We start from the raw sequence: 16772 nt of genomic DNA on the forward strand, positions 1-16772 counted from the left end.
CGATCGTCGTTCCACTTCCCCCTGCACATCTGCAACCCCAGTAAAAACGCTGGGAGGCGACTTCCTGAACACCGCTTCGCCCCTCGCTGACCGCGTTAACCTCTGCCAGAGTAGCGCCAGTTTCAGCAAGGAGCAGAACATGAACAAACAACAAGGTTTTACTCTCATCGAACTGATGGTCGTTATCGGCATCATTGCCATTCTTAGCGCCATTGGTATCCCGGCCTACCAGAATTACCTACGCAAAGCAGCGCTAACCGATATGCTGCAAACCTTTGTTCCCTACCGCACCGCGATCGAACTGTGCGCACTCGACCGCGGCGGGCTGGATAACTGCGATGCAGGCAGCAATGGCATCCCCTCACCGACCACCACGCGTTATGTTTCAGCCATGAGCGTCGCGCAGGGCACGGTTATCCTGACCGGCCAGGAGAGCCTCAACGGCCTGACCGTTACCCTCGTCCCCAGCTGGGACAACGCCAACGGCATCACCGGCTGGCAGCGCACCTGTGATATCCAGAACGATGGCGCACTCCAGCAGGCCTGTGAAGACGTTTTCCGCTTTGATGTTCAGTAAGCGAAGGGGCAATGATGAAACAGGAACAATTGTTAACGTTGTGCCAACGTCACCATGCGGTACTGCTCAGCAACGCGGCCGATGAACTGAGTATCGCGGTCGTGGGTACGCCGCCAGGCGAGCTGATGGATTCGCTCCGCTTTGCCACCCAAAAGCGCATCGATATTGAATGCTGGACGCAGGAGAGGATGGACAAATATCTGCAGCAGTCGACGCCTTTAACCAATGCCAGGCCGCATGATGAAAGTGATAACGCGGTTGACCTGCTCAACCATCTGCTCAAACAAGCGCTGGTTCAACGCGCGTCCGATATCCATTTTGAGCCGACCGAACATGCGCTTCGCGTACGGCTTCGTGTCGATGGCGTGCTGCATCCTCTCGCCCCCATTGCTCTGCCGTTAATGGCACCGCTGATTGCCCGGCTTAAGGTGCTCGGCGGCCTCGATATCGCCGAGCGGCGCTTACCTCAGGACGGGCAGTTCACGATAGATATTGCCGATAAGCCGCTCTCATTCAGGCTCTCGACGCTTCCCTGCCGTTACGGCGAGAAAGCCGTGCTGCGTCTGCTGCATAAGGTGGAACAGGCGCTTGATCTTCAGCGTTTGGGGCTATCAGACAATGAGCTAATGCAGCTTCAGTCTGCGTTAAATCAACCGCAAGGGCTGATTCTGGTCACCGGGCCGACGGGCAGCGGAAAAACGGTGACGCTCTACAGCGCGCTGCAAAGCCGCAACCGGAGTAACGTCAATATCTGCAGTGTGGAAGACCCCATTGAGATCCCTCTTGATGGTCTGAATCAGACACAGATTAGCCCACGCGCCGGATTGACCTTCCAGAACGTACTGCGCGCCTTGCTGCGTCAGGACCCCGATATCGTGATGGTCGGTGAAATCCGCGACGGCGAGACGGCGGAGATCGCCATCAAAGCCGCGCAGACCGGTCATCTGGTGCTCTCGACGCTGCATACCAACTCCACCGTCGAAACGCTGGTACGCCTCGAGCAAATGGGGGTGGCGCGCTGGATGGTGTCATCGGCACTGTTAATGGTCGTCGCACAGAGACTGGTTCGGCGACTCTGCCCACACTGCCGCCAGACATCGCCCGGTGAACAGCCGCTCCCACGATCGCTATGGCCACGCCCGCTGCCGCACTGGACGGCACCGGGCTGCCCGCACTGTTACCATGGTTATCAGGGCCGTCTCGCGCTGTTTGAACTGCTGCCGCTTACGCCCACACTACGACAGGGGATCGTTAATGGACGCAGTCCGGCGGAACTGATGATACATGCTCGGGAAGCGGGTATGAAAACGCTGTTTGAAAATGGCTGCCGGGCCGTCGAGCAAGGGCTAACCACGCAGGAAGAATTACTGCGCGTGCTAGGGCTCCCACACGATGCGTGAACAGCTTTGGTACTGGCGTGGGCTTGACCCCAACGGCATCGAGCATCGCGGTACGCTCTGGGCCAGCCATCGGCCTGGCGCGCTGATGGCGCTCACGCAACAGAACATTATCGCCCTCTCGTTAAAGCGCCGTGCGATAAACCCGTCACTCTGGCGGGCACAGCACAGCTGCGCGGTAATCAGTCAGTTGGCAACCCTGTTGCAGGCTGGACTCACGTTATCAGACAGCCTGGCGCTCCTCAGCCAGCAGCACCCGGCACCGCAATGGCGTGCCCTTCTCGACTCCCTGGCTAGCCGTCTGGCGCAAGGTGTCACGTTATCGGAAGGATTGAAACCGTGGCCGCAGGCTTTTCCCCCACTCTACCTGGCGATGATTCGCACCGGTGAAATCACCGGTAAGCTGGAACAATGCTGTCTGGCGCTCTCTCAGCAACAGAAAGCGCAACTGCTGCTGACGGCAAAGGTGAAAAAGGCGCTGCGCTATCCGCTGATTATTTTATCGCTGGCCGTACTGGTGGTGGTGGCGATGGTCAGCTTTGTACTGCCAGAATTTACCGCCATCTATCGCACCTTCAACACGCCGTTGCCCGCGTTGACACAGGCCGTCATGGCAAGCGCCACCTTTATTGAGCGGTGGTACCTTCCTCTTTTGGTTTTTCTGCTGTTGCCTGTGATACTAAGCGCCGCGTTAAAAAACCACCCGCCATGGCAGCGTATTCGTCAGCGGATATTGCTCGCGCTGCCGATCATGGGCAAGCTCAGGCGTGGCCAGATGCTCAGCCAGATTTTTACCGTCCTTTCGCTGACGCAGAGCGCAGGCATCGCCTTTTTGCAGGGGCTGGAGACCGTTGAGGAAGCGCTTAGTTGCCCGTGGTGGCGTGAGGTTATCACCCGGCTACATCACGACGTGGCGCAGGGTTGCACGATCTGGCAGGCCATGGAAAACAGTGGCGTGTTTACACCTTTATGCTTACAGCTGGTAAGGACCGGAGAAGCGTCCGGGGCGCTGGATGAAATGCTGGAGAATCTGGCCCGGCATCACAATGAGAGCACTCAGAATCTGGCAGAAAACCTGACGTCGATACTGGAACCATTGCTGCTTATCGTCACGGGGTTAATTATCGGAACGCTGGTCGTCGCGATGTATCTGCCCATTTTTCATCTGGGAGACGCCATCAGCGGAGCGGGATAACGCTGGCGCATACGGCGCCAGCGTTAAAGGGGTTACAGGCTGTTGAACACGCGGTTCTCTTGTTCCTGTACCCGGATAAAGGTGGTGCGTTTAGTCAGCTCTTTCAGGCGAGAGGCCCCAACGTAGGTACACGCTGAACGCAGGCCGCCAAGGATATCACGCGCGGTGTTATCGACCGGGCCACGCAGCGGCAGCTTCACGGTTTTGCCTTCTGCCGCGCGGTACTGAGCAACGCCGCCCACGTGGCGCTTCATCGCAGACTCAGAGCTCATGCCGTAGAACAGCATAAATTTCTCGCCATTCTCTTCGACAATCACGCCGCCGCTTTCATCGTGACCAGCCAGCATGCCGCCCAACATCACGAAGTCGGCGCCGCCGCCAAAAGCTTTGGCTACGTCGCCCGGCATGGTGCAGCCGCCATCGCTGACGATCTGGCCGCCAAGTCCATGCGCCGCATCAGCACATTCAATCACTGCGGACAGTTGCGGATAACCGACGCCAGTTTTCACGCGGGTTGTGCAGACGGAACCCGGACCGATACCCACTTTCACAATGTCTGCGCCAGACAGAATCAGCTCTTCACACATCTCGCCGGTCACCACGTTGCCTGCGCAGATAGTTTTCGTCGGCCATGCTTCACGCGCTTTCGCTACAAACTGTACAAAGTGCTCAGAGTAACCATTAGCCACATCAATACAGACAAAGTTCAGCGCTGAGTTCAGCTTGAGGATCTGCTGCGTTTTTTCGAAGTCGGCGTCGGAGGTCCCGGTAGAGACCATCACGTGCTTGAGCACGTCTTCAGACTCGGCCTGCACAAAGGCTTTCCACTCTTCAACGGAGTAGTGCTTATGTACGGCGGTCAGGATATCGAAAGAGGCAAGCGCTTTTGCCATCCCGAAAGTCCCCACGGAGTCCATATTCGCAGCAATAATCGGTACGCCTGACCAGCGTTGGCCTGAATGTTTAAAGGTGAATTCGCGTTCCAGTTCAACATCGGAACGGCTTTTAAGAGTAGAGCGTTTAGGGCGGATAAGAACGTCTTTGAAACCTAACTTCAGATCTTCTTCGATACGCATGTGCGAATTCCTGGGGTTAATGGCAATTAAATTGAGAGCACAACTCCAGTAATGCAATCATACGCACTAATCAGGTCTTCGCAAGACTGCGATTTTCACTTTTTTTAAGCTACAATCCCATAAATTTACCTGGCGAATAGTACCGTGCATCTTTGATTCGCACACTTCAGGCGTCAGTTTTTTAACCAAATGATTTTCATACTAAAATTCCAGGGCTAAGCGGTATGACTTACACAGTGGCGTTAACGGGCGGCATCGGCAGCGGCAAAAGCACGGTCGCAGATGCGTTTTCTTGCCTGGGAATTAACGTGATTGATGCCGATATTCTTGCCCGTCAGGTTGTCGAACCCGGCACGCCGGCGCTAGCAGCCATTACCGAACATTTCGGCCACCACATTCTGACCCCGGAAGGGGCGCTAAACCGCCGGGAGCTACGCGAACGTATTTTCGCCAACCCGGAGGAAAAAGCCTGGCTCAACGCCCTCCTGCATCCTTTGATTCAGCAGGAAACACAGCGTCAGCTTCGTCAGGCCACCTCGCCTTACGTGCTTTGGGTCGTTCCTCTTCTGGTGGAAAACAAACTCTACGAGCGGGCCGATCGCGTACTGGTCGTTGACGTATCACGCGAGACCCAGCTTCTTCGTACCATGCAGCGCGACAACGTGTCGCGAGAGCATGCGGAAAATATTCTTGCAGCCCAGGCCACGCGCGAAGCGCGTCTGGCCGTGGCTGACGACGTTATTAATAACAACGGCACACCAGATGCCATTGCATCGGATGTTGCTCGCCTTCACGCGCACTATCTTGAGCTCGCGGCACAGGCTGTATCACAGGAAAAATCGTAATGCACACCCACATCCTTTTTGAGCATCCGCTAAACGAAAAAATGCGTACCTGGCTGCGTATTGAATTTCTGACTGAGCAATTGAATGCCAATTTACCCATCAGAGATCACGCCAGCGCGCTGCACTTTTTTCGCAACGTCGGGGATTTACTGGATGTGTTCGAACGCGGCGATATCCGCACAGAACTGCTCAAAGAGCTGGAACGCCAACAGCGTAAACTGAACGCCTGGAGCGAAGTCCCGGGTGTTGATCTCAGCCGTATCGACGCCCTGCGTCAGCAATTGAAAAATAGCAGCAGCATCCTGATGGCGGCACCGCGTATCGGGCAGTTCCTGCGTGAAGATCGCCTGATTGCGCTGGTGCGTCAGCGTCTGAGTATTCCGGGAGGTTGCTGCAGCTTCGACCTGCCGACGCTGCATATCTGGCTACACGCTAAACAGCATCAGCGCGATGCGCTGGTGGAAACCTGGCTGGCAAGCCTGGAGCCGCTCAATCAGGCGTTGACGTTAATTCTCGATCTGGTACGCAATTCAGCGCAGTTCCGCAAGCAAACCAGCCTGAACGGTTTTTACCAGGACAACGGTGAAGATGCCGACCTGCTGCGTCTGAAGCTTGAACTGACCTCGCAGCTTTACCCGCAGATCTCCGGCCACAAGAGCCGCTTTGCTATCCGCTTTATGCCGCTGGACAGCGAGCACGGCGTGGTACCGGAGCGTCTGGATTTTGAACTGGCGTGCTGCTAAGGAGAGAAGATGTCTGACGTCACCACCGTAAACTGCCCCACCTGCAACAAACCGGTTGTCTGGGGCGAACAAAGCCCCTATCGCCCATTTTGCTCCAAGCGCTGCCAGCTGATTGACCTTGGCGAATGGGCGGCGGAGGAGAAGCGAATCCCGAGCAGCGGCGATCTCTCCGACAGCGATGACTGGAGCGAAGAGCAGCAGTAAATCCGACGCCGGGAACGGCCCGGCGTCATCACATATCAACCCGCGATCAGCTTTTCAATCACCGGCACGTTCGCTGGCGGGAATTCGTCCGCCACCAAATCCTGTTGCGCAACCCAGCGTCCCGGCTGCCCTTCTTTGCCCCACGGCTCGCCTTCCCAGCTGTCAACCAACCAGAACCACAGCGTAATGTGGCGATCGGGGAACTGATACTCCAGCTTATCAAACGGCTGCAGCGAGGTGGTCACGATCCCAACCTCTTCCTGCAGTTCACGGATAACCGCTTCCTGCGGTGACTCCCCCGCTTCAATTTTACCACCCGGGAACTCCCATTTATGCGCCATGTGCGCATCGGCTGCACGCTGGGTGATATAAATTTCGCCTGCGGCATTGCGAATGATGCCGACGGATATTTGCAGTATTTTCATTTTGTCTTATCCATAAAAAAGGCGCAGAACTCTGCGCCTTTTGTTTTCTTATTATGACCTTAGCTCAGACGGCCATGGCACTGTTTGTATTTTTTACCGGAACCGCAAGGACACGGATCGTTACGACCCACTTTGCGATCGCCGGTTTGTGCGGCCAGATCTTCCGCGACGGCTTCGTCATCGCTCTTATGGCTCAGCTGCTGCATCTGCGCCAGACGCTCGGCTTCTTCACGACGTTGCTGTTCCATGGCTTCAACTTCTTCCGGCATGCGTACCTGCACCTTGCTCAGGGTGCTGATCACTTCATACTTCAGAGATTCCAGCATTGCAGCAAACATGGAGAAGGATTCGCGCTTGTACTCTTGCTTCGGATCTTTCTGCGCATAGCCACGCAGGTGGATACCCTGACGCAGGTAGTCCATTGCCGCCAGGTGCTCTTTCCACAGGGAGTCGAGAGTTTGCAGCATCACGCCTTTTTCGAAGTGACGCATCATTTCAGCGCCAACCACTTCTTCTTTACGCTTGTAGACTTCAACCGCGCTTTCCAGAATACGCTCACGCAGCGTCTCTTCGTGCAGCTCAGGCTCTTTATCCAGCCATTCAGCAATCGGCAGTTCGAGATCGAAGTCATTTTTCAGACGTTCCTGCAGACCCGGAATATCCCACATTTCTTCCAGCGACTGTGGAGGAATGTGGGCATCGATAGTCGCTTTAAACACGTCTTCACGAATGCTGTTGATGGTTTCGCTCACGTCGGTCACATCCAGCAGTTCGTTACGCTGGGTGTAGATAGCGCGACGCTGATCGTTGGCAACGTCATCGTATTCCAGCAGTTGCTTACGGATATCAAAGTTGCGGCTTTCCACTTTACGCTGTGCGTTAGCAATCGCTTTGGTGACCCACGGGTGCTCAATGGCTTCGCCCGGTTTCATCCCCAGCTTACGCATCATGCCGGACACGCGGTCAGAGGCGAAGATACGCATCAGGGCATCTTCCATCGACAGGTAGAAACGAGAAGAACCCGCATCACCCTGACGACCGGAACGGCCGCGCAGCTGGTTATCGATACGACGAGATTCGTGACGTTCGGTACCAATAATGTGTAGACCACCTGCCGCCAGTACCGCGTCGTGACGTACCTGCCAGTCAGCTTTGATTTGCGCAATTTGTTCTGGGGTTGGATCTTCCAGCTGTGCAACCTCAGCCTGCCAGCTACCGCCGAGCATAATATCGGTACCACGACCCGCCATGTTGGTGGCGATGGTGACCGCTGCCGGGTAGCCCGCCTGCGCAACGATGTCTGCTTCGCTGGCGTGGAATTTGGCGTTCAGGACGTTATGTTTGATGCCCGCTTTGGTCAGCTCGTGGGAAACCACTTCAGATTTCTCGATGGAGATGGTCCCCACCAGCACCGGCTGGCCTTTCGCGGTACGCTCTTTGATATCTTCGATAATCGCCTGAATTTTTTCCGCTTCGGTCATGTAGACCAGGTCCGGCATATCTTTACGGATCATCGGACGGTTGGTTGGCACGACCACGGTATCCAGCTTGTAGATGGAGCTGAATTCAAACGCTTCGGTGTCCGCCGTACCGGTCATACCGGCCAGTTTTTCATACAAACGGAAGTAGTTCTGGAAGGTAATGGACGCCAGCGTCTGGTTTTCGTTCTGAATTTCAACGCCTTCTTTGGCTTCTACGGCCTGATGCAGACCATCAGACCAGCGACGGCCCTGCATGGTACGACCGGTATGTTCGTCGACGATAATAACTTCGCCATCTTTGACGATGTAATCAACGTCGCGGGTGAACAGCACGTGGGCGCGCAGCGCGGCGGTCACGTGGTGCATCAGCATAATGTTGCCCGGAGAGTACAGCGACTCGCCTTCTTCCATAATACCTTCTTTCACCAGCAGCTCTTCAATCAGCACCAGACCGCGTTCGGTCAGGTTAACCTGACGCGCTTTTTCATCCACAGAGAAGTGACCTTCACCCTGGAAGGTGTCGGAATCTTCCTTCTCCTGGCGGACCAGGTGAGGAATGATTTTGTTCACTCTTTTGTACATTTCCGAGCTGTCTTCAGCCGGGCCGGAAATGATAAGCGGCGTACGCGCTTCATCGATCAGGATGGAGTCGACTTCATCGACCAGCGCATAGTGCAGTTTACGCTGTACGCGCTCTTCCGGGCTGAACGCCATGTTGTCGCGCAGGTAGTCAAAACCGTATTCGTTGTTGGTACCGTAGGTGATGTCGGCATTGTAGGCTTCACGCTTCGCAGGCGCTGGCAGGCCAGACATGTTAATACCAACGGTCATGCCGAGGAATTCGAACAGCGGACGGTTGTTTTCGGCATCACGCTGGGCCAGATAGTCGTTGACGGTCACCACGTGCACGCCCTTGCCGGACAGCGCATTCAGGTAGGCAGGCAGCGTTGCGGTCAGGGTTTTACCTTCACCGGTACGCATTTCCGCGATGCAGCGGTCGTTCAGCACCATACCGCCGAGCAGCTGGACGTCAAAGTGACGCATCCCGAACACACGCTTACTGGCTTCACGCACCACGGCAAACGCTTCAGGAATCAGGCTCTCAACGGTTTCGCCTTTTTCAATGCGCGCGCGGAATTCATTGGTTTTCGCTTTCAGCTCTTCATCGGAGAGTTTTTCCATCTCCGGTTCCATCGCGTTAATAATAGCGACAACTTTGCGCATGCGGCGCAGGGTACGATCGTTACGACTACCAAAAACTTTGGTCAATAATTTGATTAACATAATAAAATCTCAAACGCCCCGACATTTCGGAGTCAGAAAAATAAAGGAAATAAAGCGGTTATTTTCAGACGAGGCGCTGCGGCCCGGCGCGGATGCCCTGCACCTGGCTCACCCAGGCTGGGATACTAAAGACGTGAGGTGAGAGCGCAGGTAACGCTGCGCCCTGAGCAATAATAAGGGACGGCTGACTTTCAACGTTCAGCAACGCATTTAGCGTATCCAGCAGCGCCAGATGTTGCGCGGCCTGCAACGGAGATGTTGACTCAGCAACCGGTGACGCCGTCGGCGCCATGGCAAAAGAAAGGTGACGAATAACGGTGCGAATGGCGTGCTGATGCCAGTAGTCGACGCTGAATGAGGGACGACGGTTATTTTCCAGCCGCGCCAGTTGAGAGAAGTCGATTCTCTGCGTCGGATTATGATTACTGGTTGTTGCGCGGGCGGGAGAAGCTGGCTCGGTATTATTCGCAAGCGCAGGCAGGCCAAAACCGGCAGCAACCATCCCCAACAGGAGATGCGGCCAGAAGTAGCGTCTACCAAACTGTCGCCAACGCGTCAGCATTCCACTCACGTAAAGTTCCACCTTCGGTTTCAGTACCGTTATTCTATTTTAGCCCGGGAATATTACCATTAATGCTGCGCTACAGCAGCAGGAATGACGAAAACAGCAACGAAAAACGGGTTAAGAAAGCAGCGGTTGCACTGGAGTGTGATCTTTAAGCGGGCAACGGCAGGAAAACGGATTGACGGGGATAAAAAGAAAAAACGACTGGTTCCCTGACCGGAGAGAGTGCCAGGTTGCCAGTCGAATTTACGAAATGGTCAGGCTTATGCCAGAACCATTGTCGGTGCTTTGAACGCCAGAGGCAGTTCTGCGTCGTCTTCGAAGGTCACAAATTCCCAAGCTTCCTGTTTTGCCAGGACCGCCTGCAGAAGTTTGTTATTCAGTGCATGACCGGATTTGTACGCGGTAAATGCACCAATAATGTTGTGACCACACATGAACAAGTCACCGATGGCATCGAGCATTTTGTGACGAACGAATTCATCTTCAAAACGCAGGCCGTCTTCGTTCAGTACGCGATAATCGTCAACAACGATGGCACAATCGAAGCTACCGCCCAGGCACAGGCCACGGGACTGCAGATATTCGATATCACGCATGAAACCGAAGGTACGTGCACGGCTGATCTGGCGCATAAAGGCGTCTGCGGAGAAATTCATCGCATAACGCTGGGTGCTGGAGTCAATCGCCGGATGGTTAAAGTCGATGGTGAAATCCAACGAGAAACCATTGTACGGTTTGAATTCAGCCCATTTGTCGCCATCTTCAACGCGAACGGTGTCTTTAATACGGACAAATTTCTTCGCACAGTTCAGCTCATCGATGCCGGCATCCAGCAACAGATAAACGAATGGCGCAGCACTACCGTCCATAATCGGGATCTCTGGCGCATCGACTTCAACAACAATGTTATCGATACCCAGACCCGCCAGCGCGGCGTTCAGGTGCTCTACGGTAGAAATCCGCACGTCATGCTCGTTGACCAGGCAAGTACAGAGCATAGTATCACGCACAGATTTGGCATCAGCCGGAAAATCTACCGGTGGATTCAAGTCGGTGCGACGATAGATGACCCCGGTATTTGCCGGCGCAGGGCGTAGCGTCAGTGTGACCTTTTTGCCGGTGTGTAAACCGACGCCAGTCGCCTGAACGATACGTTTAAGTGTCCTTTGTTTGATCATCGTATAATCTCGCCAAATTAACTATCCAACCGAAGTGTACTACACATTCGGTGGGCCAGTTTAGCACAAAGAGCGCAGATTCCCAACTTCCAGCTAATTCTTAATCAGCTTGCTTACGCAGGAACGCCGGGATATCCAGATAATCCGGTTCTTTAGTGGTCTGCGGCGTATTGTCGTTTACCACTTTAGCTGCCGGTTTCTGTTCTTGCGTCAACGGTGCCATACCGTGCTGCTGATAACGATCCAGCGCCGGTTGCTGCGTCTGCTTGTTGGTCACCAGGGTAATCTCAGGACGTTTGTCCATGCCGATACCGGTGGCAACGACGGTAACACGCAGTTCGTCGTTCATATCCGGGTCAAGTGAAGTACCGATAACCACGGTCGCGTTATCCGATGCAAACGCACGGATGGTGTTACCCACGGTTTCGAACTCATCCAGACGCAGGTCGAAGCCCGCAGTAATGTTGACCAGAACGCCACGCGCGCCGGACAGGTCGATATCTTCCAGCAGCGGGGAAGAGATAGCCATTTCAGCCGCTTCTTCCGCACGATCTTCACCGCTTGCCACGCCGGAGCCCATCATCGCGTAGCCCATTTCGGACATCACGGTGCGCACGTCTGCAAAGTCGACGTTCATCAGGCCCGGACGGGTGATCAGCTCAGCGATACCCTGGACTGCACCTTTCAATACGTCGTTCGCTGCACCAAACGCGTCGAGCAGGGAGATACCGCGGCCCAATACTTTCAGCAACTTGTCGTTCGGGATGGTGATCAGCGAGTCAACGTGCTTGGACAGCTCGGTGATCCCCTGCTCCGCAAATGCCATACGCTTTTTGCCTTCAAAGTTGAAAGGCTTGGTCACGACGGCAACGGTCAGGATACCTAAATCTTTGGCCACTTCCGCAACCACTGGCGCTGCACCGGTCCCGGTACCGCCGCCCATGCCGGCTGCGATAAAGACCATGTCTGCACCGTCAAGTGCTGCACGCAGCGCTTCACGGTCTTCGTCAGCCGCATTACGGCCTACTTCCGGGTTGGCACCCGCACCCAGACCTTTGGTAATACCGCTACCGATCTGGATAGTCTGGCCAACAGCCGTTTTACGCAGTGCCTGCGCGTCGGTGTTAACTGCGAAGAATTCAACGCCTTCGATGCGCTCGCGCACCATGTGTTCAACGGCATTACCGCCGCCGCCACCGACGCCGATGACTTTAATCACCGCGTCGTTGGTCAGTTCCATAGGTTCAAACATAGTTTCTCTCTCCGTTGTGCCTGTCGCCTGAGACCGTTAATGTGCGTTGGTCTCTTTAAAAAATTAAAACTCTTTGCGTAACCAGCTATTCAGTCGTTTGATCCACGAACCAACCGATGCAGTTACGCGCTTTTCTACTTCCGCTTCACCACTCAAGTGGGACTCTTTCCCGTAGTGCAGCAGGCCCACTGCCGTGGAATAATACGGCTCCTGGGCATAGTCCGTCAGACCGGTAATGTTCAGCGGTGCGCCAATACGCACCTGCGTATGGAACACCCGCTGCGCGCAGGCCGCTAAGCCTTCAATTTGCGCCGCGCCGCCGGTCAACACAATCCCCGCCGCCAGGTGGTGTTTGACCCCTTGCTGACGAAGCTGTTCCTGTAACTGTAAAATCTCTTCATTGACGAGATTTAAGAGCTCGGTGTAACGCGGCTCAATGACCTCGGCCAATGTCTGGCGCTGCAGGCTGCGCGGCGGACGTCCACCCACGCTCGGCACTTCAACGCTCTCATCTTTGCCCACAATGGAGCCTAATGCGCAACCGTGGCGCACTTTGATCGCTTCGGCATCGCTTGGCGGCGTACCAAACGCATAGGCGATATCGCTGGTCACCACGTTCCCCGCGTATGGGATCACCTTGGTGTGGCGCAATGCACCGCCAGTATACACGGCGATATCCATTGTACCGCCACCGATATCCACCACGCAGACGCCCAGCTCACGTTCGTCTTCGGTCAGAACCGAATAACTTGACGCCAACCCGGCGAAAATCAGCTGATCGACCTTCAGACCACAGCGTTCAACCGCTTTGACGATGTTCTTCGCCATGTCGTTGTGGCAGGTAATCAGATGTACCTTGGCCTGCATACGCACGCCGGACAAGCCGACCGGGTTTTTGATCCCTTCCTGGTAATCAATCGCGTATTCCTGCGGAATCACATGAAGAACACGGTGCTCATCACGCACGCGTACGGACTTCGCCGTATGCACCACGTTCTCAACGTCTTCCTGCGTGACCTCTTCTTCAGAAATAGGCACCATGCCTATCTCATTTTGACAGCTAATGTGTTTGCCGGAAAGCGCCAGATATACAGAAGAGATCTGGCAATCCGCCATCAGTTCCGCCTGATCGATAGCGCGCTGTACGCATTTGACTACCGACTCCAGGTCGTTAACCCCGCCTTTATCCATCCCTCGGGATGGGCAACTGCCGACCCCAATGATATTAATCACTCCGTCGGGCAGAACTTCCCCTACTAAAGCGGCTACTTTTGCAGTGCCGATCTCCAGTCCAACTACCAGTTTTCTGTCCGTCGCCTTGATCATTGTTGTTCTGCCTGTGCCTGATTCTGTTGTTGATTAGTGTCCGCCGCAGGAGCAGGTTCCCAGCCTACTGCCGCCCCCGAGTCATAACGCAAATCAACATAGCTAATCCGATTACCCTCAGTTTGCGCCTGCTGTTCCAGAACCGGATACAGTTCCAGAAAACGCGCCAGCCGCTTCATCGTATCGCCCCGCCCCAGATTCAGCTTGATACCGTTATCAAGCGTCAGCTGCCACGAACGGCGCGCGGTCATCGCCGCAACCTTCAACGTGAACTTCCCTTTCGCGAGCACCGCGCCCATGTCGTGATAACCCTGCAAGACTTCGCTTGCGCTGCCTTCCGGGCCATAGAGCATAGGCAAATTCTGCTTGCTGGTTCGATCGGCCGGAATGCTGAAGGCCGTACCTTCCGCATCCACCATGTGCTGATCATTCCAACGCGCAATTGGCACATATTCAACCAGATGAATCTTCAATTCGTCCGGCCACTGCTTTCTTACGCTTGCCTGTTTAATCCACGGCAGGCGTTCAATCTGACTCTGAACGATGTTGACATCCTGAGTCATAAAGGTTCCCGGCGAGCCCAATGCCAGTATGGACTGGCGGATATCATCATTACGCGTGTAATGACGATCGCCGGTGACGACCAGTTTTGAGATGGGCAAACGCTGCGCATCTTCCATCCAGCCAAGCACGACCCAGCCGCTCACAAACACGGTACACAACACCGCCAGCAGGAACAAAATCCCCGCTAAATGCGTTCCATTATTGCGCCGTGAAGCCGCATACTCTTCTTCTTCACGGTTCCGCGTATTCAGCGCAGCCTGCGACATATCACCCCGCCAGGTCCAGAATTCGTACTACCAGCTGCGAGAAACTGATTCCCGCCTGACGCGCCGCCATCGGCACCAGACTGTGGCTGGTCATCCCCGGAGACGTATTCGCCTCCAGCAGATAATACTGCCCATCGCTGTCCTGCATGACGTCGATACGACCCCACCCCTGACAACCCAAAACTTTCCAGGCTTTCAGCACCAGAGATTGCATTGCCGCTTCCTGGGCTGATTCTTCACAACCAGGGCAGAAATATTTTGTCTCATCAGACAGATACTTCGCCTCATAATCATAGAAGGTTCCGGCCGGTTGGATGCGAACTGAAGGTAAAATTTCTTCACCAAGCACCGCGACCGTAAACTCAGGGCCACTGAGCCATTTCTCAATCAGAACTTCATCATCATGTTGAAACGCCTGCGCTAACGCAGGTGCCAGTTCTGCAATCTCGGTCACTTTCGACATGCCGACGCTGGAACCTTCACGGCTCGGCTTGACGATCAGCGGCAATCCCAGCCCGGCAATCTGCGCCTGAACATCCTCAGACAGCCCATTTTCAAAGGCCTGGCGCTCAATGGCTACCCACGGCGCGACCGGTAATCCGGCCCCCTGCCACAGCAATTTACTGCGCAGTTTGTCCATCGAGATGGCCGATGCCATCACACCGCTGCCGGTGTAAGGCAGTTGAATCAGCTCCAGCAGCCCCTGCAACGTACCATCTTCCCCGCCTCGACCGTGCAGCGCAATAAACGCTTTCTGAAACCCCATATTTTTCAATTGGGTAACATCGGTCTCTTTTGGGTCGACCGCATGGGCGTCAACACCAGCCTCACGCAGGCCGGCCAGCACCGCCGCGCCGGAGTTGAGCGACACATCGCGCTCGGCGGAAGTACCGCCGAGAAGAACCGCGATTTTATCAGCCATGACGCGGTTCCTCCTGAGTTTGCGGCTTCAGTTTGATTTCAGCTAAGTTACGCGCGATTTTACCAATATTTCCCGCGCCTTGAATTAGAACAAGATCATTACCCGTCAGTACTGATGCCAGCATTTCAGCGACTTGCGCCGGGTCGGAGACCAGAATCGGGTCCACTTTTCCACGCCCGCGAATAGTACGGCACAGCGAACGGCTGTCCGCGCCCGGAATCGGCGCTTCGCCAGCCGGGTAAACGTCGAGCATCAGCAGCGCGTCGACCTGAGTCAGCACGTGCGCAAAATCGTCATACAGATCGCGCGTACGGGTATAACGGTGCGGCTGGAAGACCATCACCAGTTTTTTCTCCGGCCAGCCAGCGCGCGCGGCTTTAATCGTCGCGTCCACTTCCGTCGGGTGATGACCGTAATCATCCACCAGCATCGCCGAGCCTTCTTTACCATTCACTTCCGCCAGTGGGAATTCGCCCAGGAAATCGAAGCGACGACCGGTGCCCTGGAAGCTCTCCAGCGCGCGTAGAATCGCGTCATCTTCAATGCCCTCTTCCGTGGCCACTGCAACCGCCGCCGCCGCGTTTAACGCGTTATGGCGGCCCGGCGCGTTCAGCGTCACGCGCAGATCCTCTTTGTCCTGACGCACCAGCGTGAAGTGTCCCTGCGGGCCTATTTGCTGGTAGCCTTCGACGCGCACGTCGGCATCGTCGCTAAAACCGTAGGTAGTAATCTGACGACCCACGCGCGGCAACAGCTCGCGAATAACGGGATCGTCCACACACATCACGGCACGACCATAAAACGGCAAATTGTGCAGGAAATTAATGAACGTCTGCTTTAAATTTTCGAAGTCGCCCTGGTAGGTATCCATGTGGTCAGCTTCGATGTTGGTGACAATGGCCACCATCGGCTGCAAATGCAGGAACGACGCGTCGCTCTCATCGGCTTCCGCAATCAGATAACGGCTGTGACCGAGACGCGCATGTACACCTGCCGCTTTCACCAGGCCGCCGTTAACGAAGGTCGGGTCCAGCCCCGCTTCCGCGTAAATACTGGCCACCATTGCGGTGGTGGTGGTTTTGCCGTGCGTACCGGCAATGGCGATGCCATGACGAAAACGCATCAGTTCTGCCAGCATCTCTGCGCGGCGAATCACCGGAATGCGCGCTTCATGCGCCGCCACGATTTCCGGGTTATCGGCAGAAATCGCCGTCGACACCACAACAACGCTCGCATCGCGCACGTTTTCCGGGCGATGGTTGAAATAGATGGTGGCGCCCAGCTTGCTCAGCTGCTGCGTTACCGGGTTTGGCGCCAGGTCGGAACCGCTGATCTGATACCCTTCGTTGGCCAGTACTTCGGCAATACCGCCCATCCCGGCGCCGCCGATGCCAACAAAGTGAATGTGCCGGACGCGACGCATCTCGGGCACGATAGAACGCAGTTTCGCCAGTTGTTGTGTATTCATT

16 protein-coding genes are annotated in these 16772 nt (G+C 55.3%); 6 read left to right on the forward strand and 10 right to left on the reverse strand.

Translation table 11 applies throughout. The features are described from left to right. Positions 1-139 precede the first annotated feature (139 nt). From ppdD to hofC, 3 genes are read left to right on the forward strand one after another with little or no spacing between them, the layout of a single operon-like run. Positions 140-577, forward strand: a complete 438-nt coding sequence (ppdD, locus tag K7B04_RS00890) for a prepilin peptidase-dependent pilin (RefSeq protein ID WP_223803303.1) — start codon at positions 140-142, stop codon at positions 575-577. A 14-nt stretch (positions 578-591) separates the two neighbouring features. After that, a complete protein-coding gene (gene gspE, locus K7B04_RS00895) occupies positions 592-1977 on the forward strand; it encodes a type II secretion system protein GspE (RefSeq protein ID WP_223803304.1) in 1386 nt (461 codons plus the stop codon). Further along, positions 1970-3169 (forward strand): protein transport protein HofC, encoded by a 1200-nt coding sequence (gene hofC, locus K7B04_RS00900; protein WP_223803305.1) that lies wholly within the window; start codon positions 1970-1972, stop codon positions 3167-3169. Before gspE ends, hofC begins: the two co-directional genes overlap by 8 nt. 32 nt (positions 3170-3201) lie before the next feature. Here the strand turns inward: hofC and K7B04_RS00905 are convergent, their stop codons facing one another. Continuing rightward, positions 3202-4245, reverse strand: a complete 1044-nt coding sequence (locus K7B04_RS00905) for a GMP reductase (protein WP_064547460.1) — start codon at positions 4243-4245, stop codon at positions 3202-3204. 224 nt (positions 4246-4469) lie between these two features. Between K7B04_RS00905 and coaE the strand changes: the two genes are divergently transcribed. Genes coaE through yacG form a run of 3 tightly spaced genes read left to right on the forward strand, consistent with a single transcriptional unit; the run spans position 4470 to position 6037 of the window. Beyond that, positions 4470-5090, forward strand: coding sequence for a dephospho-CoA kinase (coaE, locus tag K7B04_RS00910; protein ID WP_163448051.1), 621 nt, complete (start codon positions 4470-4472; stop codon positions 5088-5090). Continuing rightward, complete coding sequence (gene zapD / locus K7B04_RS00915) at positions 5090-5833, forward strand: cell division protein ZapD (protein ID WP_167576788.1); 744 nt, start codon at positions 5090-5092, stop codon at positions 5831-5833. Before coaE ends, zapD begins: the two co-directional genes overlap by 1 nt. Positions 5834-5842: 9 nt before the next feature. Next, entirely contained in the window at positions 5843-6037 is a 195-nt protein-coding gene (gene yacG, locus K7B04_RS00920; protein ID WP_163448053.1) for a DNA gyrase inhibitor YacG, read from the forward strand. 35 nt (positions 6038-6072) lie between these two features. On the opposite strand, the gene mutT is transcribed toward yacG, so the two are convergent. The 9 genes from mutT to murC all read right to left on the reverse strand — a co-directional run bounded on the left by mutT (position 6073) and on the right by murC (position 16771). Next, positions 6073-6462 (reverse strand): 8-oxo-dGTP diphosphatase MutT, encoded by a 390-nt coding sequence (gene mutT / locus K7B04_RS00925; protein ID WP_064547452.1) that lies wholly within the window; start codon positions 6460-6462, stop codon positions 6073-6075. 59 nt (positions 6463-6521) lie between these two features. After that, positions 6522-9227: a preprotein translocase subunit SecA gene (gene secA, locus K7B04_RS00930; RefSeq protein WP_163448054.1), complete on the reverse strand. Its 2706-nt coding sequence runs from the start codon at positions 9225-9227 to the stop codon at positions 6522-6524. Positions 9228-9291: 64 nt separating this feature from the next. Next, positions 9292-9798 carry a secA translation cis-regulator SecM gene (gene secM / locus K7B04_RS00935; RefSeq protein WP_223803306.1) on the reverse strand — a complete coding sequence of 169 codons (507 nt, stop codon included), beginning with the start codon at positions 9796-9798 and terminating at the stop codon, positions 9292-9294. Between the two features lie 257 nt (positions 9799-10055). Continuing rightward, on the reverse strand, positions 10056-10973 hold the full coding sequence (lpxC, locus tag K7B04_RS00940) for a UDP-3-O-acyl-N-acetylglucosamine deacetylase (protein ID WP_064547446.1): 918 nt from the start codon (positions 10971-10973) through the stop codon (positions 10056-10058). Between the two features lie 100 nt (positions 10974-11073). Then, positions 11074-12225: a cell division protein FtsZ gene (gene ftsZ / locus K7B04_RS00945; protein WP_035893043.1), complete on the reverse strand. Its 1152-nt coding sequence runs from the start codon at positions 12223-12225 to the stop codon at positions 11074-11076. A 63-nt stretch (positions 12226-12288) separates the two neighbouring features. Next, positions 12289-13551 (reverse strand): cell division protein FtsA, encoded by a 1263-nt coding sequence (gene ftsA, locus K7B04_RS00950; RefSeq protein ID WP_064547444.1) that lies wholly within the window; start codon positions 13549-13551, stop codon positions 12289-12291. After that, entirely contained in the window at positions 13548-14381 is an 834-nt protein-coding gene (gene ftsQ / locus K7B04_RS00955) for a cell division protein FtsQ (RefSeq protein ID WP_064547442.1), read from the reverse strand. Before ftsQ ends, ftsA begins: the two co-directional genes overlap by 4 nt. A 1-nt stretch (position 14382) precedes the next feature. Next, positions 14383-15303 (reverse strand): D-alanine--D-alanine ligase, encoded by a 921-nt coding sequence (locus K7B04_RS00960; protein ID WP_064547440.1) that lies wholly within the window; start codon positions 15301-15303, stop codon positions 14383-14385. Continuing rightward, positions 15296-16771, reverse strand: coding sequence for a UDP-N-acetylmuramate--L-alanine ligase (gene murC / locus K7B04_RS00965; RefSeq protein WP_163448055.1), 1476 nt, complete (start codon positions 16769-16771; stop codon positions 15296-15298). The genes K7B04_RS00960 and murC overlap by 8 nt, the downstream gene beginning before the upstream one ends. Between the last annotated feature and the right edge of the window lies 1 nt (position 16772).

The organism is Kluyvera sp. CRP (assembly GCF_019930565.1).
GTDB classification, from domain to species: domain Bacteria; phylum Pseudomonadota; class Gammaproteobacteria; order Enterobacterales; family Enterobacteriaceae; genus Kluyvera; species Kluyvera georgiana_A.